Genomic DNA, 18945 nt, shown 5'->3' with positions numbered 1-18945 from the left:
ATGATCGAAGGAATCATCGAGTGGTCGATCCGGAACCGCTTCCTCGTCATCCTCGCTTCCATCGTGATCGGGATCGCGGGCTTCCGCGCTCTGATGACGATGCCGGTGGATGCCATTCCGGATCAGTCCGAGAACCAGGTGATCGTCTTCACCGACTGGATGGGGCGGAGCCCGCAAGAGATTGAAGACCAGGTCACCTATCCACTCACGACGAAGCTCCAAGGGCTCGCCGGCGTGAAGGTGGTTCGCTCGTCGAGCGAGTTCAACTTCTCGATGATCAACGTCATCTTCGACGACTCGACCGACTATTATTTCGCCCGCCAGCGCGTGCTCGAACGGCTCGCGACCGTCGCTCCCGAACTCCCGCAAGGCGTCACCCCCTACATGGCGCCCGACGCCACGGCCGTCGGCCAGATCTTCTGGTATACCGTCGAGGGGGAGAACTCCGACCTCGGTGAGCTCCGCGCCATTCAGGATTGGTACGTCCGCTATCAGTTGAACTCGGTTCCCGGCGTCGCCGAAGTTGCCTCGGTGGGCGGAGCGCCACGCGAGTACCAGATCGACCTCGATCCGAACCGGCTCCGCTCCTATGGCATCAGCCTGGGCGAGGTCTACTCGGCCGTCCAGCGCTCGAACTCGGCCGTGGGTGGCCGAGTCATCCACAAGGGGAACGCCGAGTATCTGATCCGCTCCGTCGGCTGGATCAAAAACCTCGAGGATTTGAAGGACACGGTCGTCGCCCAGCGCGGGGGTGTGCCCATCGATTTGCGCGCCATCGCCTCGGTTCAGTTGGGCCCAGGGTTCAAGCGGAGTGTGCTCGAGAAGGATGGTAGAGAGGTGGTCGGTGGCGTCGTGATGATGCGGTTCGGCGAGAACCCACTCGAAGTCACCCGCAAAGTGAAAGAGAAGATCACGACGCTCAGCGCAGGGCTCCCCGAAGGAGTCCGGATCGTCCCCTTCTATGACCGCACCCCACTCATCAACAAGGCGTTGGAAACCGTTTCGGCCACCGTCAAGGAAGAGATCATCATTTCGACCGTGATGATCGTCCTCATCATGGGACACCTGGGCGGTGCGTTCGTCGTCTCGATCACGCTCCCCTTGGCGATCCTCTTCAGCTTTCTGCTGATGAAGATTTTTGGCATCCCGTCGAACATCATGAGCCTTGCCGGAATCGCGATCTCGGTCGGCATTCTCGAGGACCAGGCGGTCGTCATGACCGAGAACGCGGCGCACCACCTCACGCGCCGGTTCGGGAACCGGCGCGTCACGGGGAACGTTCTCGACGTGATTATCCCGGCCTGCCGGACGGTCGGCCGGCCGATCTTCTTCTCGGTGCTGATCACCATCGTCTCGTTTCTGCCGGTGTTCGCTCTGACCGGCCGCTCGGGGAAGATGTTTCACCCGCTCGCCTGGACCAAGACCTTCGCGCTCATCGGCGTGGCGATCCTCGCCATCACCCTTGTCCCGGCGCTGATCCCGATCTTCCTCAAAGGTCGGATCAAGTCCGAGGACGATAGCTGGCTGGTCCGGACGATGATCACCATCTTCAAGCCGATGCTCTCCTGGCTGATGGACCGAACCACGCTTGTCTGCTGGCTCTTCGTCTGCATCCTTGGTACGGGTTATCTCGCCTCGACCCGGCTCGGGAGCGAGTTCATGCCACCACTGGACGAAGGCTCAATTCTCGATATGCCGACGAGCGTCCCGCGGATGTCGGTGACGCAGGCGACGCAGGACTTGAAGGCCCGGGACGCCGTGCTTCGCGGCTTTCCCGAGGTGCTGATGGTGGTTGGCAAGGCGGGGCGTGCCGAGACGGCGACCGACCCTTCGCCGCTCGACATGGTCGAGACGATCATCAACCTTCATGACCGCGAGGTCTGGCCGAAACGAAAGCTCAAGTTCGAGGATGCCCTGATTCAGACTCAGGCCGCGCTCACGGCACTCGAGGCGAAGGGCATTTTGAAACCGGCAGCCACGAAGGAAGAGCGAGACGCCTTTCTGAACGAGGCGGCGATGGAGGTCGTGACCCGGGTCGATGCAACGCTCCGAGACCTGGCATTGCTGCGCCTCAAGGAACACCGAATCGTGCTCGGGAACCAACTCGCGGGTGAGGCCGTCGAGTCGCTGATCGAACGAGTGGACCCGGCGCACATCGACCGCAGACTCACGGCCATGGAGCGTGAGGACCTGGCGAAGACGCTCGGTGATCTCTACGGCGAGCGGCTGGCACTCGAGACGCGGTTCGACGACGTCACCGCACTCGTGAAGGACGCCTCCAGGCGGCTCATTCATCTGGGCGTCCTCAGGGAGCATCCAGACCTGCTCTCGCCTCCTCCCAGTTCGTGGGAACAGGCGGCGGACGCCGTGGGGGAAGTGCTCGGCAAGAGCAAGGAGACGCTCTTCACACGACTCACCGAGCATCTCGTGGGGTTCCACGAAGAGAAGCTCAAGGAGCGGATGAAGACGCTCAACTGGGAACTATTCGACCGCGCTGTCGGCGCGGGCACCTGGGCCGCACTCGAGGAACTGACGACGCGGGCAGACGCGAAGAACCTCACGGTTCGAAAGCCAGAGCCCGACGAACTCCCTGCCCTCCGGGCCACGCTCGAGAAACCGTTCAGCGACCGGCTCTTTCTCTGGCAGAAGTCCAAGCAAGACCTTGTCGACGAGATGGGCACGGCGCTCCAGGTCCCCGGCTGGGGCAACATCTTTACGCAGCCCATCATCAACCGCATCGAGATGCTCGCGACGGGCGTGCGCACGCCCGTCGGCGTGAAGGTCTTCGGCGATAATCTCGACGAGATCCAGCGCGTCAGCCAGGAGATCGCCGAGGTGCTTCGCGGTGTGCGCGGGGCGAACGGCGTGGTGCCCGACCAGATCGTCGGCAAGGGCTACGTCGAAGTCGACATCGACCGCAAGAAGGCCGCCCGCTATGGCATCCAGGTCGGCGACATCCAGGATGTAGTCGAGGTCGCCATGGGGGGCAAGCCGCTGACGATGACCGTCGAAGGTCGTCGGCGGTTTCCTGTTCGCGTCCGCTACGCCCGCGACTTCCGCACCGATGAGGAAGCGCTCAAGAATACGCTTGTTACCGCACGGGGAGCGACCGGCGCTACGGGGGCGGAGGGTGGGGACGGCATGGGTGCCTCCTCTCCGGGGGTGCCCGGATCCGGAGCTGCGGCTCAGCCGGTCCAGGTTCCTCTGTCTGAGGTGGCGGCCGTCCGCGTCGTGGAGGGGCCGTCGATGATCAAGAGCGAGAACGGCCTGCTCCGAGCCTATGTTCAGCTCACAGTCACTGGCCGCGATGAAGTCGGCTTCGTCGAGGAAGCCCGGCGGGTTGTTGCGGATCGGGTGAAACTCCCCCCTGGGATGTACGTCGAGTGGTCGGGACAGTTCGAGAACGAGCTCAAGACCCGCAAGACGTTGCAGCTCGTTTTCCCGGCCGTTATTGCGGTGATCGTGCTGATTCTGTACCTGACCTACAAGAGTTGGATTGATGCCGGTCTGATGATGACGAGCGTGCTGGGGGCGCTCGCCGGAGGGGCGATGTTCCAATGGCTCTTCGGCTTCAACTTCAGTGTCGCGGTCTGGGTCGGCTACATCGCCTGCTTCGGCATGGCGACCGAGACCGGCATCGTCATGCTCGTCTACCTGCGCGAAGCCATCGACGAACGTGGCGGTCTCGAGGGCATCGGGTCGATCGCCGAGTTGAAGGAGGCGATTCTCGACGGGGCGATCCACCGCCTCCGGCCGAAGCTGCTCACCGAAGGCACGACGATCATCTCGATCGCCCCCATGCTCTGGGCGAGCGGCGTCGGCTCCGAGGTCATCCGGCCGATGGCTGCCCCCGTCCTGGGCGGGCTCCTCATCGCCGACGAAGTGATCGATATCTTCCTCCCTGTCCTCTACTTCGCCGTGAAGAAGTGGCAGTGGCGGAAGATTCACCACGTCGGTCTGTTCGACGTGAACGGGCTGAGAACGCCCGGGACACGAAACCATACGGTCACCGTGGCCGAGTAACTTCGTACACCTGGCCGATGCAACCCAAAGGGGCGTGAACTCGACTCAAGGAGAGTTGCCCCCATTGTCACATGGAGTGTCAGAGACGCGAGTTGCGAGAACCAGTCGTACCCCGGAACGGATTCCGAGGATCGATCACCAACCGTTACCTGGACAGGATGCAATCCATGAAGACGTTTTGCCGTAAGTATTCCATGGCGTTCGCTGCGAGTGTCACTCTCGCTCTCGGCCTGACCGGTCTTGCCTTGGCTGACGACGGTCACAAGCACGGCACGCCCCTCCACGGCGGCAAGGTGGCGATGACCAGGGAGTACCACTTTGAGGTTGTCTTCGCGAAAGACGGGCTCAAGGTCTACCCGCGCAGCCACGAGGATCAGCCGGTCGACGCCTCGCGTCTGACCGGGACCGCGACGTTCTATCACCCGAACTCGCCCAAGCCCTGGTTCGAGCGGAAACTTGTCCCGACCGCTGCGAGCCCCGGTCAGGCCCTGTCCTCGATCGGAACCGCCGTCGATCTTGGCAAAGTCCCCGCAAGCGGCGCTAAAGTCGAGTTCAAGGTTGAGGGTTTACCCGAGCCGGCCGAGAAGACGGCGGACTTCACCGTTCCATTTGCCCTGCCGCCGAGCGGTGATTTCATCGTCACCAAAGCGACCAAGGCCGACGAGAAGGCGATCGCGGCGATGAAAACTTGCCCGGTCAGCAATGAAGACCTGGACGCGATGGGCGGGCCGTTGAAGGTTACCTACAATGGCAAATCCACTCTGATCTGCTGCAAGGGTTGTCTTAAGGAACTCCGGGCGCACCCGGGCAAGTATTTCGGTGCCCAGGCCTTGTCTCCTGCCCCGAAAGGTGAGCAGGACTCCAAGCAATAATTGGTACGCCCGGCAAGTCCTGGAGGGGCGTGGCAGGGCCGTCCGTTCCAAGTTCGCCCTGCCCGATCAACTTAAATATGGCTCCTTGCCCTCGGGGCCTCGTTCCCAGGCTCACTACCTCGGGATGGTGGTGGTCACGGAGAAAGACGGCTCGCTCCTGGCTGACATGACGGTTCACGGCAGGCCCTCGGTGAACGACCTCGCCATGCTCCTGGCCCACGCAGGCGGAAACTCAACGGGCCGAGATGGTCCAACCAACCTCAACTCAACGCAGGCGAATGTCGAGCTTATGTTCTCGGCCATAGCCAAGTACGTCAGGGGCTACGGCTACATCAAAATTGGGGATCATAGAGAGCTTTGGGTTTGTGCTGCGAGTGATGGGTTACTGTGGTCTCGACTTTGAGGACGGCATCCGACACACTGGCCGAGGCAATGGCCGCCTTGGAGGCGGGTTTGGCCCGGTGGTCAAAGGTGCAAGGCCCCGAACTCGATTAGTCGCCGCCAGCGGCACTCACGTGCGAAGGAAACGGTGATCAATTGCCAGCCACGCTGGTCAGAGATCGAGGGCGGGTAGGAGCACTACCTCGCTGGGCTGCCGGTGGCCGTCGGGCTGAGATCTTACAGGGGATGATGGCCATGAAACGATGTCGGATGATCGCGGGCTTCGTCGCATTGGGCATTACGACGACCGTTGGGGCGGCCGGGCTGGGGGCCGGTATCGGTGACGAGCCCAAGGTCGCGCCCCGAGCCGACGGTCCGATGCCCTCAGCCAAAGCCCGATCCGAGGGCCCCGGGAATTCGCTGGCCGGGGAACTCGATCACTTGAAGGCCCAGTACGAGGACGCCGTCTGGGCTCGCTCCGCTCCTCCACCGGCTTCTGCGACCTCGAAGGGCGACCGGGCGGACCCCGCCGGAATTGCCCCCGACTATCCCGGAGTCGTACGACGGATCTTCGACCTGGCAGCGACCGCGCCGAAGGATCCGGCCGTCCGAGACGCCATGCTCTGGATAATCGAGAAGGCCCAAAACGGAAGCGAGACGCTGAATCCTGGCGAGTTCGCTCTAGCCGCAAGCTGGCTTGTCCGCCACCACGGCGACGACCCCGACGCCGTACGTGTGGGTCTTCGACTCGACAACTGGCAGACCGCCAACCGCGATCATCTGCTGCTTGGCTTCTACGCCTCGGCGAAGGGCCGCGAATCGAAGGGACTGGCCCGCCTGGCACTGGCGCAGTATCTCGAACGCAAGGCCATGATGGCCGAGAGGAGCAAGAAGGTGGAAGGCCGGCCGGCGTACGTCCACGATGACTTCGTCCGCGTGGACGGGACGCGCTACAGCCAGAAGGAGGTCATGCCCGACGAGGAGTACGCCTATCTCCTGCACCTGAAGCAGTGCGATGTGAACTACCTCCGCGCCGAGTCCGAGCGACTGTACGAGGAGGTGATCGCCGACTACAGCGACGTGCCGTATGTCACAACGCGCGACCGGCTGCTGGAGGCCCTGCTCAGGCAGCCCGAGCCGAAATGGGGCGGCGAGCCACTCACAGACGAAGGCCGGCGCAAGATCGAGGCCCGGATCGCCAGCCATCGCTCGACGCTTGGCCGGGTCGCCGAGGCCCGGCTCGACGACTGGCACAACCTGGCCGTTGGCAAGTTGGCCCCGGAGATCCAGGGAATCGATGTATACGGCAACCCTTTGAAGCTGGCGGACTACCGCGGCAAGGTCGTGGCCGCGGTCTTCTGGGGGACCTGGTGCGGTCCATGCATGCAGCAGATCCCCCGCGAGAAGGAGCTGGTCGGGCGGATGAAAAATCGGCCGTTCGCCATGCTCGGCGTCAATGCTGATGCCGATGCCGGGGTCGCCCGCAAGGTGATGGAAGCTCAAGGTATTACCTGGCCAAACTGGCATGACGGCGAGCCGGGCACAGGGCCGATCGCCCAACTCTACCACGTGCGATCGTATCCTACCGTCTATGTCATCGATGCCGAGGGCAAGATCCGAGCGAAGGACGCGCACGGCCTTGCGCTCGACCAACTCGTCGAGAAGCTGGTGGCCGAGCAGGAGGCCGCCGGCCGCTGACGCCCCGATAACTCTTGGCGTCTCGAACCGAGCGACTCCCGGCTGTTGATGACGGGCCGCCGCCGGTCGGCATGCGCCGGCCGCTGCCCGGCATCGTCCCAGGGCCGGTCGCTCAACATCCTCGCCGAGTGGGACCATCCCCAGACCTCAATCAGCGGGCGGGCCCACCATGAGAGGTTCAACGCCCCGACCGCATCCGCCGGAGCTGCATCGGTCGATTTCCTCGACTGCATTAACGTATCGGACGCGGGTGAAGACCCGCCGACCCTGCCCAGGGAGATCGGCGATGCCAAGAGGCCGTGGAGTTGGAACTCCTCCACTCTCGGCTTGACGAAGAGATCCGCTTCGTCCGAGCAACCTACCATTCCTTTCGCATGTCGCCCCTCTTCATCGGTTTCCTCGCCGCGTTCTACCATGAGAGCGACACTCCGGCCTCGCCCGTTTCGGCGAAAGTTCAGGGCCTGGTCGCTAAGGCTTAGTCACAGACCCGGTGAATCCGCTGGTCGGATCATGGGACGATCAATCGTAGCAAGGTCCTGGCCTTGCCTTTGCCGGTTGGCCTGGATTCACCAGCCAGCTCGTGCCTCCTCGACTCGACGATGATTCGGCCATTGACTTCATACCCCCTGTGGGTATACAGTAAATTTACCCTGTGGGGGTATATGGAGGGAGCACCATGAGCAAGGGAACATCACCAAAGATCAAGGCGCGGGTGAACCGGATTGCGGGACAGGTGGCCGGGATCCAGCGCATGGTCGAAGAGGATCGTTACTGTGTCGACATCCTCAATCAGATTGCCGCGGTCCGCTCGGCGCTGGACGCGTTGGGGATCGAGCTCTTGAGTCAGCATCTCGAATGTTGTGTGCTGGGCCATGGCACGGGCACGGAGCATGCTCAGGCGGAGCCGATGTCGAAGGATCAACTCGTGGATGAGGTCCGCACCGTACTGGCCCGCTTCCTGAAATAAACGTTTCATCGACACCGAATGGGAAAGAGGAGACGATGGAAACGAACACCGTTCCCGAGCGCAAGACCGTGACCGATCCCGTATGCGGAATGAAGGTGGACCCGGTCTCGGCTGCGGGGCAGAGCGAGCATGCGGGCAAAACCTATTTCTTCTGCTCGGGCTCCTGCAAGCAAAAATTCGACCATGATCCCGCGAAGTTCGTGGGTCTTGTCTCGGGACTCGTCGTACTGAAGCCGGCACAGGACGGCGGGGGCCACTCGTGCTGCTCGCACGAGGCGAAGGCCGATCACACGGTCAAGGACCCTGTCTGCGGGATGGACGTCGACCCTGAGCGGGCGGCCGGCTCATTTGACTTCGAAGGGCAGACTTACTTCTTTTGCAGTAAGGGCTGCCTGGAGAAGTTTCGCGTTGATCCCGCGCGGGTTCTGAGCCAGGGACCCGGAGGCATGACTCACCAACACGGGGCGGCAACGCTGCCGAGCGGGACGCTCTACACCTGCCCGATGCACCCGGAGATCGTCCAGGAGGGACCGGGGAGCTGCTCGAAGTGCGGCATGGCACTTGAGCCGCTCGACCCCTCGGTTGACGAAGGGCCGAACCTCGAGCTCATTGAGATGAGCCGTCGCTTTTGGGTCTGCCTCGTCCTGGCCGTGCCGCTGCTCGTGATCGCGATGGGAGAGATGGTGCTTGGTCGGCCTTTTTTCGCCGGCCGAGCCATGCTCTGGCTCCAGCTTGCACTCGCGACCCCGGTCGTCGTCTGGGGCGGGAAGCCGTTCTTCGAACGCGGCTGGGCCTCGCTTGTCTCTCGCAACTTGAACATGTTCACTCTCATTGCGATTGGGACGGGGACGGCGTACCTCTATAGTGTTGTCGCAACGCTCTTCCCCGGCCTGATTCCACACTCGTTCCTTGGCCACGGGGGGACGGTGCCTGTCTACTTCGAGGCGGCTGCGGTGATCACCACCCTGGTGCTCCTCGGCCAGGTGCTTGAACTCCGGGCGCGGAGCCAGACCAGCAGCGCTCTCAAGGCCCTCCTCGGCCTTTCACCCAAGACGGCTCGTCGGCTCGGGTCTGACGGCCATGAGGAAGACGTGCCGATCGAGCATGTGCATGTTGGGGATCGCCTTCGTCTTCGCCCCGGTGAGAAGGTTCCCGTCGACGGATCCATTCTCGATGGCGCGACCACGGTCGACGAGTCGATGGTCACCGGCGAACCAATCCCCGTCGAGAAAGGGGCCGGTGACAAGCTCATTGGTGGGACGGTGAATGGCACGGGCAGCGTCATCATGCAAGCCGAGCGCGTCGGCTCGGAGACCATGCTTGCGCAGATCGTCCGCATGGTGGGCGAGGCGCAGCGCACTCGCGCTCCGATCCAGCGGCTGGCGGATGTCGTCTCCTCCTACTTCGTGCCGATCGTGCTGCTCATCGCCGTCCTGACCTTCGGCGTTTGGGCCACCGTTGGGCCGGAGCCGAGGCTCGCCTACGCATTGGTCAACGCCGTCGCCGTCCTGATTATCGCCTGCCCCTGTGCTCTTGGCCTCGCGACGCCGATGTCGATCATGGTCGGTACCGGACGAGGTGCCACGGCCGGTGTCCTGATCAAGAACGCCGAGGCGCTGGAGGGATTGGAGAAAGTCGACACGGTCGTGGTCGATAAGACCGGTACTCTGACAGTGGGCAAGCCCCGCGTCGTCTCGATCACCACGGCCGAAGGCCAGGACGAGGCTGAGCTCCTCCGCTTGGCCGCGAGCCTTGAACGTGGGAGCGAACATCCGCTCGCGGCGGCCATCGTCGCCGCAGCCAAGGAGCGAGGATTGACCCTCTCCGAGGCGACAGATTTCCGTTCACTGACGGGCCACGGCGTCATCGGCTTGGTTGACGGCCACCCCGTCGCGATCGGCACTTTGAAACTACTCGCTGAGCTTGGCATCGACGCCGGGTCGTTCCAAGATCAGGCTGAGAGCCGTCGCCTTGAAGGTGAGACCGCGGTTTTCGTGGCCGTTGATCAACGCGTGACTGGCTTTCTGGGGTTGGCCGACCCGATCAAGGAATCGGCAGTGGCTGCGGTGCAAGCGCTGCATGCTGACGGCCTGCGCGTGGTGATGCTGACCGGAGACAGCCGGACAACCGCCCAGGCCGTCGCCAAAAAATTGGGTCTCGACGACGTCCAGGCGGAGGTGCTCCCCGAGCAGAAGGGCGAGGCGATCAAGCGTCTTCAGGCCGAGGGCCGGGTGGTCGCGATGGCTGGGGACGGCATCAACGACGCCCCGGCACTCGCTCAGGCACAGGTTGGCATCGCCATGGGCACAGGGACGGACGTTGCCATGGAGAGTGCGGCGGTAACGCTGATCAAGGGGGACTTGCGTGGAATTGAACGGGCCCGAAAGCTAAGCCGAGTGACGATGCGAAACATTCGTCAAAACCTGGTTTTTGCATTTCTCTATAACATGCTTGGGGTTCCCATCGCGGCGGGTGTCCTCTATCCGTTCTTCGGAATCCTGCTCAGTCCGATGATCGCGAGCGCCGCGATGACTCTGAGCTCCGTCTCGGTCATCCTCAACTCCTTGCGGTTGCGGAACGTCGAACTGTAGAGCGGATTTCGCACACATTGCATCGAAGCGGAGGGATTGAGGAAGTTGGCTTTTGTTCGGTTCAAACCAAAACCAGTAGCCCGGCCAGTCTGGCCGGGCTACTGGAAACCAACGGTTTGCCGGATGCACCCTTAAGTCAAACGGGTGAGTCCTTTGGGGCTAAAAAAAAGGGCCAGTGTCACACTTGAACCGGCCTGAGCACCGGCTCCGTTTCGATGATCTCCAACTCGGGGAGGGTCACCTTCACACCGTCTCGGCTGAAGACGACCGGGATGATTTCCTTCGAGACGGCGGCGTCGTAGCCCAGGCCGAGGAATTTGTGCGCTGGGGTGGAGAGGCGGAGGATGCCCCGGAAAAAGGTGATCCGTAGCCACCTGTGGAAGGGAAGGTCATCGTTGGTGATGATGTCTTCCTCGCCGGTCTCGATGATCCAGCGATCTGAGGAGATGTCGATCTCTCCGTTGGCCTGGAGTTCGCGGAGCGCCCCACGGATATCCGGCTGCTCCATGTAGCCGTAAGTCCCGACCACGGAGACGATGTGGCGACCGAGGTCGATGACCTCGAACCGGCTATTCCCCAGGTCGGCCTCGGCCACCGAGAGCTGTTTGACGTGGAAGAGCGTGACGTGGGACGGGAGCACGCCGAATTTTTTGAGGAAGACTCGCATCGACACCGGCACATACTCGTCGAGGTCGCGGATCGGACGTGAGCAGAGGAAGACGAAGGCACGATCAGTCTCGACGAGCCTGCGCCTCCCCTGTACGAGTGTCCTCGCCAGCGGGAGGTTCTCGTCGATCGAAAGCTGGATCTCGTCGACCTTCTCACGAAGGGCGACGAGCCAACTGATCTTCTTTCCCCCTTCGACGCCGAAGGCGTAGAACGCTTTCGCCAACTCGCCCCTTCCCCACTGCCAGGTGAGCATGATCGAGACGAGTGCGGCTGCGATCGCCACGGGGTAGTAGCCACCGTGCATGAACTTGAGGAGGTTGCTGACGAAAAAGAGCAGGTCGACTGCGATGATCGGTGTGCAGACGATCAGAACCTTCCAGAGTTGCCATCCCCATCGGTAGTGAGCGACATACCCGAAGGCAAGCGTCGTGATCCCCATCGTGCCGGTGACCGCGATTCCATAGGCTGCGGCCAAGTTGCCCGAGGTGCGGAAGACCAACGTGATTGTGACACAGCCGAGGAACATGGCCCAGTTGATCGCCGGGATATAAACTTGTCCTTCCGCCTCCCGGCTCGTGAACTTGACTTCAAATCGCGGGCAAAAGCCGAGCGCGATCGCCTGCTTGACGATGGAGAACATCCCTGTGATCAACGCCTGCGCGGCGATGAATGCCGCGATGGCGGAGATGACCATGTCGACCGCGAGGATGATCCGGTCGACGCTCGGGTCGCCCGTCCTCGGCGTGAGGGCGTAGAAGGTATTGGCACGCGGCGGGACTCCCCGCTCGAGCAGGTAGCCGACCTGTCCCGCATAGTTGAGCAGCAGACAAGGCAAGACGAGGTAAAACCACGAGAACATCACGGGGCGACGGCCCGAATCGGCTGGGTTGATGCTCTGGCCGTCATGGACCTCGGTCTCCCCCCGGCGTGCGAAGTGGCCGATATCCGCATACTTTGCTTCGCCTCCCGTGATGGCCAGGACGACGACGCCGAGGATCACGAAGAGGCCGATCTGGGGGAAACTGGTGAGGAAGCGGACCGCGTACATTGGGTTAACCGCAAGAAAGACCTCGGGATTCCGAAAAATCCAAGGCAGACCCTTCAGGGCGATCCAGGGGAACCAGACCAGCATCATGAACCAGCCGAAGAGGCCCCCCACCTGGCTCGTACCACGCCATTGGGGCTTGAAGAGGACGAACAGGCTGACGAGCGTCGCCGCGACCGCCCAGTGTTCTCCGAGCGGTTCGTAGGCGCCCAGCATGCTGATTGGCGGTGTGATGACACCGTCGGCCGCGAGCAGTCCTGCCGCCGCGACCACGAGGTAGCCGAGAATCGTGATTCCGAAGACCTTCGCCGATGCGCCTTTGAGGAGCGCCCAGAGAGCGAATGTCCCTCCTTCGCCCCGGTTGTCGGCCCGCATCATGATCAGGTCGTACTTGATGGTCAGGAAGATGAGCGCCCAGAACACAAGGCTAAACCCACCGAGCGCCTCCCCCCGGGTGATGAGGTCGCCACCTGGCTCGAGGAGAGCCGCCAGATGTTGGCCGTGGGCGTGTTGCTTGAGTGCGACTGTCTCTCGGGTGATCTCCATGAGGGTGTAGAGAACGGACGTTCCGATGTCCCCGTAGACCGTCCCCATCGCCTCGCGCATCCGTGTGAATAGGCCCCCACCATGGGTGTGGGGATGACCCTGACTTCCCTTTTCTGCCGTGTCCAAGTTCCGCTCTCCACCCCAACGAACGATCCCCAAGATTCCGCGAAGTCTCTCACAAACTTATCCAGAGAACCAGGAAAAAGGATAGAGGGCGGCCAATCCGTATGCTCGCTAACCTCGGTTCGAGTTTGCTCTTAATCCATTCCGCCATCAACCTTGGACCTTCAGGCAGAACGAGATCCGGCGTTCCTTGAAGGGGGGAGTAGTCGGTGCGCGGAAGGAACGAAATCCTCCTGACGCAAGACCGAGATCCCAGGTGAGATCGAGCGAACGATCCTTTGCCAATTCGCGATGAGGGACGAATGATTCGTGTAGAGGCTGAACTTGTCGTCGCGCACGGCTCTCAACATGGCTTACTGAAGAGAGGTCGTCAGCATGATATCGGACGCACAATTCGCCACGCATGGGTTTTTACCGGCCGAGGATCCCCTTATTCGTTTCGGAGACGGCTCCGAGTTCGCTCCGCTGGATGAGTTGGGTGACAACCTGCCGAGCTTGCTCGAGGACCCTGGCTTTCGGTCGTACGCTCGCGGGTTGAGGCTCCCCCCCCTACCCGTCACTGACCCGTCGCTTCCGGTGCTTCGGCTCTACTATGTCCGCCTTGGATTTCTCGCCTCAGCCTACATCAACCAGGTCGGCGCGGAGCCGATGAGGAGCCTGCCCAGCAACATTGCCGTCCCGCTTTGCGACGTCTGCGCCCGGTTGGAGCGGCCACCGATCCTTAGCTATGACGGCTACGCCCTGTTCAACTGGAAGCGGTTTGACCCTGCCGGACCGATCGCGCTGGGGAACATTGACACCGTCCAAAACTTTGTGAAACTTTATGACGAGCACTGGTTCATTCTCGTGCATGTCGAGATCGAGGCGATCGCCGCGCGTCTGCTGGCGGCCTTCTTCGATGCGGAGCAGGCTGTTGCCGCTGGCGACCGATCGGCCCTTGATGCGGCGATGCGGCGAGTGGTTGGGGCGGTCTGGGAGCAGGTGCGGGTGCTTCGGCGGATCCCCGAGAAGATGGACCCGGCTCTCTACTATAAAACGTTCCGTCCCTATATCCGGTTCTTCGAGAGCGTGGTGTACGAGGGAGTGGACATCGCGCCGATGGACCAACGGGGCGAGACCGGAGCTCAGAGTAGCGTTGTCCCGGCGCTGGTGGCTTTCCTCAAAATTCCCCACAAGCCAACGCGGCTGACCGACCACCTGGAGGACATGCGCCGGTATATGCCGGCCGAGCACCGCGCCTTCCTCCGGCGGGTCGAGGCGATGCCCTCGGTTCGCGACCTGGCTGACAAAACCCTCTTCAACGAAGCGCTGGAGGCGTTGGCGTCCTTTCGTGAGACGCATTTAAATTTTGCACAAGAGTATATTGCCCGCTGGGTTGAGGATCCGCGGGGAACCGGTGGCACGCCCTACTTGGAGTGGCTGGGCCAACTGATCGCCGAGACCCGCGCCTACAAGGTCGTCTGAACATGCCATAGGCGTGCTCAGGGGGCGAAGTGGCATCGTCACCGGTCGGATGCGGCGTTGCTCATGAGGTGGATCTTGCTGACGAGCAGGATGGTGCGTCAGAGTTGTCTGTACGGAGTCTGTTCGGCTCCCCTTCATCCAATCTGCCCGGGCCGTTCTATTGTGGCGTTTCCTCTGACGAAAGCTGTTCTCCTGCCGGCTCATGCCTTGATTAGGAGGTAGACTGCCGAAGAAAAAGATCGAAATATCGGAAAGGGACCGTCCATGTTGCTGAGCGTGCGAGCCGTCGCCTCCTACGAATTGACGGCCGAGACCTTTCTGTGTTTGATGGTTGAGCCGCCGCTTCAAGGTCCCGCTCACAGGGTTGAGCACGAGTGCCTCTTGACATCGCCCACCACCTCCTGCAACCTGCGGCGCGATCTCTACGGCAATCCCCAACGCCATCTCGTCGCACCCAAGGGGCGGTTCTCCTACGAATTCAGGGCCACCGTTGAGGTCGTCTCGAACCCGCCCCTGCCGCTGGATGCCGTCGCGCATTTGCCGCAGGAGTTGCCCGCTGAGGCGATGATCTATACGTTGCCGTCTCGCTTCTGCGAGTCGGACCTGCTCACTCGGATGGCCAACGACGAATTCCGAAACGTGGAACCGGGGGGGAGGCGAGTGTTGGCCATCGCCGATTGGGTGCGGCGGCACGTCGAGTATCGCTATGGGACAACTGATTCCATGACCTCGGCCTTCGACACGGCCACCGAGAGGATCGGCGTCTGTCGGGACTTCGCTCATCTGGTGATTTCCTTCTGCCGGGCGCTGGACATCCCGGCTCGTTACGCCTCGGGCTATGCGCTGGGGCTCGACCCGCCAGATTTTCATGGCTTCGTGCAGGTCTACTTGAGCGGAGCCTGGCATAACATCGACGCCACGATCGAGGGCGTTCGCCCCGCCTTGATCCCGATCGCCGTGGGGCGAGACGCCGCCGATGTGGCGATGACGACCTCGTGGAGGCTCACCACGTTGCTGGAGCAGTCCGTCGAGGTTCGGGAGGCGCTCGCCCTTTGAGAACGGATTGGTTCGGGTTTGACGATCGTCATGGTGAACGAGAATCAATTTTTGGATGAGAAGGGAAAGGGAGAACGTGAGGGCAAAGGAGAGGACGGCAAGAGAACTCTGCTGAAGAATGGTGAGATTCCGACGGGCGAGAAGCCGAACATCTTTAAGAGAGGACCGACGCCCGGAGGGATCATGCTCAAGAACATCCGATTGGAACGCCCCCTGGCCGTGATCGACCTGGAGACGACTGGCATTGATACGAAGATTGACCGGATCATCGAAATCAGTGTGCTGAAGTTGGCCCCCGGCGGCGATGTCGACCATCGGACCAGGCGGGTAAATCCTGGCGTACCCATCCCGCCCGAGGCGACGGCGATTCACGGCATCACCGACGACGACGTGGCCGAGATGCCGTCGTTCCGGGGGATTGCCCCGAGCTTGACCAAATTCCTCGACGGCTGCGACCTGGCCGGCTTTAACGTCCTCAACTACGACTTGAAGTTGCTCGTCGCCGAGTACAACCGCGTCGGGCTTGGGTTCTCGGTCGCTGGACGGAAGGTCATCGATACCTGCCGAATCTACCACCAGCGTGAGCCAAGGGATCTGACCGCCGCGTTCCGGTTTTATTGCGGCCTCGACCACGAGGGGGCACACGGGGCGGCGGCCGACGTGCTCGCGACGGCCGCGATCCTGGACGCTCAGGTGGCGCGCTATCGCGACCTGCCGAGGACCGTGGAAGGGCTTCACGGCCACTGCAACGATCCGGACGCCATGGATATGGGCGGGATGTTCGGCAAGGACGAGGACGGTGCCATCGTCCTGATCCGTGGTAAGTATAAGGGAAGGTCGCTGAACGAGATCGCTCGGGCCAAGCCGGACTACCTCGAGTGGATGCAGCGAGAGGACTTCTTTGACGACACGAAGCGGATCGCCCTCGAGGCGCTCAAGCAGGCGTCCTGACGCGAGGAAGGTTTCTCGCTCGCGGCCTTCCGTGGAGAAATGACCCAAGCATGGACGACCACAAGTCACCGACAAACCGGCCGGGTCGCTGTCGGCTCCGACTCACGATCAACGGCCTCCACTACGGAGTTCGGCCCATCGACTCGCAGGATGATGCCATCTCCAGGGCGTTCAGGCTGAGCCGGAAGGAGTCGATCTTTGACGTGGCCCTGACCAAATACGGCGCGGTCTGCGACTGCCCTGACTTCATCTTCCGCCGGGATGGACGGGACGCACGCGGCTGCCTGCACATCCGGGCCATGTTTGCCGTCGGCCTTCTGAGTTAAAGCGGACCCACCCGATCGATAGTCACTCGAAACGGGCGGTCCGCCATTTCCATGAAGAGGGCTCGGAGTCACAGAGCCTAAGCTTGCTTGCCCCCCTGACGTCTTATCGGGGGGCCCAAGGCCGCTGGCCGCTCTGCCGCAGTTCATTGTTGCGGTAAGCTGCGATCAGCCGCTCGAGCATCCTGACCTCGCCACGGATCTGGTCGCCGCGCTCGGTGTCGGCGATGCGGTGGGGCCGGTCCCAGGTCCGGACGACCGAGACTTTGGGGATGATGTCCACGCCGTCACGGATTGCGGCCTCCACCGACTCGAAGTGCGAGTGCTCGGCCAGCAAGATTCGGTTGGCTTCTAGCACCAGAGTGTAGCCGTGGTCGCCGTACGCCTCGGAGAAGGCACCGTCGATCGTGATCGCCTTGCCACTGCGCTTGATTGGGTTCTCCCCTTTCTCGATTCGCACTGGGACGTGGCCGTTGACGATCAGGGCGTCCTTGGGATCGACGTTGAACTCGCGGAGGATCCGGTCGCAGAACCAGGGCTCGTGAATCAGCTCGAAATAGGGATTCATGGTCTCATGGTGTGTGGCCTTGTCCGCGATGAAGTCGCGCTCCAAGGTCGTGATCCGGTCTTTACCGAACAAGGGGGAGCGTTCCCCTCCCCAGAGATACCAGAGCAGATCCAGGTCTTTCCGGGCCCGATGACCGGCCGCTCGGAGGATGGCCTTGCCAATCGCGTCGAAGAGTGCGCGCCCGGCCAATGGTACTCCCTCGATATTCATCGTGAGGAACTCGCCGGCCCGGTCGACCGGTGCGCATCCATGGAAGATCAAGCAACCGTCACGAACGAGGTACATCGCCCCGTGGCTCACGAGGTAGAGCATGTGCTCGCCGAGCTTCTGGCTGGCCACGAACGAGCGGCGCAGGCGGTCGATACAGAGTTGCTCGTCCTCGGAAAGCTCGTAGGGGGCGGCCGGATCCAAGGTCGGCAGGTACGCGTCGCTTAGGGGATAGCGGACGCCGTCAACCTCGATGGTCTTTTCGGCGAGGTCGATGTGATGGAGCAGGCGGCGGTGTTCCATCTCCCACTCAGGGTTGCGGGCGATCACCTGCCCTTCGAGCTTGAACTGCATCACGGCGGCCGCCTTCTGCATCCGGGCGACGAGCAAGTCCGGTCGCATGCCGCTCAACTTGGGCATGAATCCGGCCGCCGGGTCGTCGGCATAGACTGTCCTGGCCAGGTGCTCCAGTGGGGTGAGGGGGATGCTGTATCCTTCGTCGAGCTGGCCCAGTCGCCGATACCGCAATGATAGCCGGAGCACGTGACAGATCAGGGCCTCGTGCCCGAAGCTTGCCCCCAGCCAGGCGACGTCGTGATTGCCCCAGATGAACGAGACATTCGGCTGCTGGCGCAGGTAGTCGACCACGCGGTCGCCCCTCGGCCCCCGGTCCCAGCAGTCGCCGCCGATGATCAACTCGGAGATTGCCAGGTTCCGGACGAGTCTTGCCGTGAGGTGGATCAGGTGGAGCGCTCGGCCTCGGCTCAGGAGTGCGTCGACGATCGCTTGGGCGAATGCCTCGTCTCGCTCGGTCGTTGGCTGGTGAAGCATCTCCGCCATGAGTTCGCGGTATTCAGGCGGGAAGACATGCATGGCCCGTTTCAGGCTGTAACGCGCTGCGAGGACCCGGACCAACTCGAACTCGTACCGTAAGGTCCGGGTGCAGTACGAACGCAGAGACTCGAGGTCGAGCAAGGTGTGTTGGAGTCGTTCGACCACCTCGGCCGGGTAGAAAATGAGCGTCAGGAACTCCCGAAACTCCTCGGGGGTCATCCTCCCGGCGAACAGCCCCTGAACGAGCGGGCGCAAGGTGCCGGAGGCGTTGTTGATGACGTGCCGGAGCTTCTTGTCCTCGCCGTGGACGTCGCTGATGACGTGGACGGTCCCCTTGGGCAGCGTCAGTACCGCGGCCAGGCGGGCGATCTCCGCCGTGGCCGAGTCGATGTCCGGGAACCGGCCGGAGAGGGCGCGGAGCGTGATCAGATCATCGTCGCGGATGCCCTGACCACTGACGTCATTGTCGTTGAGGGCCTGCGGGTCCATGGTTCTCGGCTCATCTCAATGAGGTTGGGAGAATGGTCGAGCAAAGACCATCGCCCAGGAACGTCTTCTTGTCAACGCGACGGACTTTCGGAATCGAATTTGCAGTATTGATTGGGTTTGCATGGATTGGGCCGAGCC

At 62.3% G+C, this 18945-nt stretch carries 11 protein-coding genes; 9 read left to right on the top strand and 2 right to left on the bottom strand.

All coding sequences use genetic code 11. From position 1 onward, the window contains the following. The 5 genes from SINAC_RS12400 (at position 1) to SINAC_RS12370 (ending at position 10532) form a co-directional block, all read left to right on the top strand. Positions 1–4023 (top strand): efflux RND transporter permease subunit, encoded by a 4023-nt coding sequence (locus tag SINAC_RS12400; RefSeq protein ID WP_015245984.1) that lies wholly within the window; start codon positions 1–3, stop codon positions 4021–4023. Positions 4024–4190: 167 nt separating this feature from the next. Then, positions 4191–4895 carry a hypothetical protein gene (locus tag SINAC_RS12395; RefSeq protein WP_015245983.1) on the top strand — a complete coding sequence of 235 codons (705 nt, stop codon included), beginning with the start codon at positions 4191–4193 and terminating at the stop codon, positions 4893–4895. Between the two features lie 636 nt (positions 4896–5531). Next, a complete protein-coding gene (locus SINAC_RS12385; protein ID WP_237722548.1) occupies positions 5532–6974 on the top strand; it encodes a TlpA family protein disulfide reductase in 1443 nt (480 codons plus the stop codon). Between the two features lie 676 nt (positions 6975–7650). After that, complete coding sequence (locus SINAC_RS12375; RefSeq protein ID WP_015245980.1) at positions 7651–7941, top strand: metal-sensitive transcriptional regulator; 291 nt, start codon at positions 7651–7653, stop codon at positions 7939–7941. A 35-nt stretch (positions 7942–7976) separates the two neighbouring features. Then, positions 7977–10532 (top strand): heavy metal translocating P-type ATPase, encoded by a 2556-nt coding sequence (locus SINAC_RS12370; protein ID WP_015245979.1) that lies wholly within the window; start codon positions 7977–7979, stop codon positions 10530–10532. Positions 10533–10710: 178 nt separating this feature from the next. On the opposite strand, the gene SINAC_RS12365 is transcribed toward SINAC_RS12370, so the two are convergent. After that, positions 10711–12918 (bottom strand): KUP/HAK/KT family potassium transporter, encoded by a 2208-nt coding sequence (locus tag SINAC_RS12365; protein ID WP_237722549.1) that lies wholly within the window; start codon positions 12916–12918, stop codon positions 10711–10713. Between the two features lie 372 nt (positions 12919–13290). Between SINAC_RS12365 and SINAC_RS12360 the strand changes: the two genes are divergently transcribed. The 4 genes from SINAC_RS12360 to SINAC_RS12345 all read left to right on the top strand — a co-directional run bounded on the left by SINAC_RS12360 (position 13291) and on the right by SINAC_RS12345 (position 16712). Continuing rightward, positions 13291–14379, top strand: coding sequence for a PrnB family protein (locus SINAC_RS12360; protein ID WP_015245977.1), 1089 nt, complete (start codon positions 13291–13293; stop codon positions 14377–14379). Between the two features lie 264 nt (positions 14380–14643). Continuing rightward, positions 14644–15435 (top strand): transglutaminase-like domain-containing protein, encoded by a 792-nt coding sequence (locus SINAC_RS12355; protein WP_015245976.1) that lies wholly within the window; start codon positions 14644–14646, stop codon positions 15433–15435. Positions 15436–15618: 183 nt separating this feature from the next. Continuing rightward, positions 15619–16386, top strand: a complete 768-nt coding sequence (locus SINAC_RS12350; RefSeq protein ID WP_044147554.1) for a 3'-5' exonuclease — start codon at positions 15619–15621, stop codon at positions 16384–16386. 50 nt (positions 16387–16436) lie between these two features. Continuing rightward, positions 16437–16712, top strand: coding sequence for a hypothetical protein (locus tag SINAC_RS12345; RefSeq protein ID WP_015245974.1), 276 nt, complete (start codon positions 16437–16439; stop codon positions 16710–16712). 103 nt (positions 16713–16815) lie between these two features. On the opposite strand, the gene SINAC_RS12340 is transcribed toward SINAC_RS12345, so the two are convergent. Beyond that, a complete protein-coding gene (locus tag SINAC_RS12340; RefSeq protein WP_015245973.1) occupies positions 16816–18807 on the bottom strand; it encodes a fructose-1,6-bisphosphatase in 1992 nt (663 codons plus the stop codon). Positions 18808–18945 lie beyond the last annotated feature (138 nt).

The sequence above is a fragment of the Singulisphaera acidiphila DSM 18658 genome (assembly GCF_000242455.2).
Taxonomy (GTDB): Bacteria; Planctomycetota; Planctomycetia; order Isosphaerales; family Isosphaeraceae; genus Singulisphaera; species Singulisphaera acidiphila.
Note: the sequence above shows the minus strand (reverse complement) of the source record. Positions and strands in the feature narration are given on the sequence as shown.

Excerpts from the sequence above, each read along its gene's own strand:
- SINAC_RS12360 (WP_015245977.1), top strand. The coding sequence starts at position 13,291 with ATGATATCGGACGCACAATTCGCCACGCATGGGTTTTTACCGGCCGAG.
- SINAC_RS12370 (WP_015245979.1), top strand. The coding sequence starts at position 7,977 with ATGGAAACGAACACCGTTCCCGAGCGCAAGACCGTGACCGATCCCGTA.
- SINAC_RS12385 (WP_237722548.1), top strand. The coding sequence starts at position 5,532 with ATGAAACGATGTCGGATGATCGCGGGCTTCGTCGCATTGGGCATTACG.
- SINAC_RS12355 (WP_015245976.1), top strand. The coding sequence starts at position 14,644 with ATGTTGCTGAGCGTGCGAGCCGTCGCCTCCTACGAATTGACGGCCGAG.
- SINAC_RS12375 (WP_015245980.1), top strand. The coding sequence starts at position 7,651 with ATGAGCAAGGGAACATCACCAAAGATCAAGGCGCGGGTGAACCGGATT.
- SINAC_RS12350 (WP_044147554.1), top strand. The coding sequence starts at position 15,619 with ATGCTCAAGAACATCCGATTGGAACGCCCCCTGGCCGTGATCGACCTG.
- SINAC_RS12345 (WP_015245974.1), top strand. The coding sequence starts at position 16,437 with ATGGACGACCACAAGTCACCGACAAACCGGCCGGGTCGCTGTCGGCTC.
- SINAC_RS12400 (WP_015245984.1), top strand. The coding sequence starts at position 1 with ATGATCGAAGGAATCATCGAGTGGTCGATCCGGAACCGCTTCCTCGTC.
- SINAC_RS12395 (WP_015245983.1), top strand. The coding sequence starts at position 4,191 with ATGAAGACGTTTTGCCGTAAGTATTCCATGGCGTTCGCTGCGAGTGTC.
- SINAC_RS12340 (WP_015245973.1), bottom strand. The coding sequence starts at position 18,807 with ATGGACCCGCAGGCCCTCAACGACAATGACGTCAGTGGTCAGGGCATC.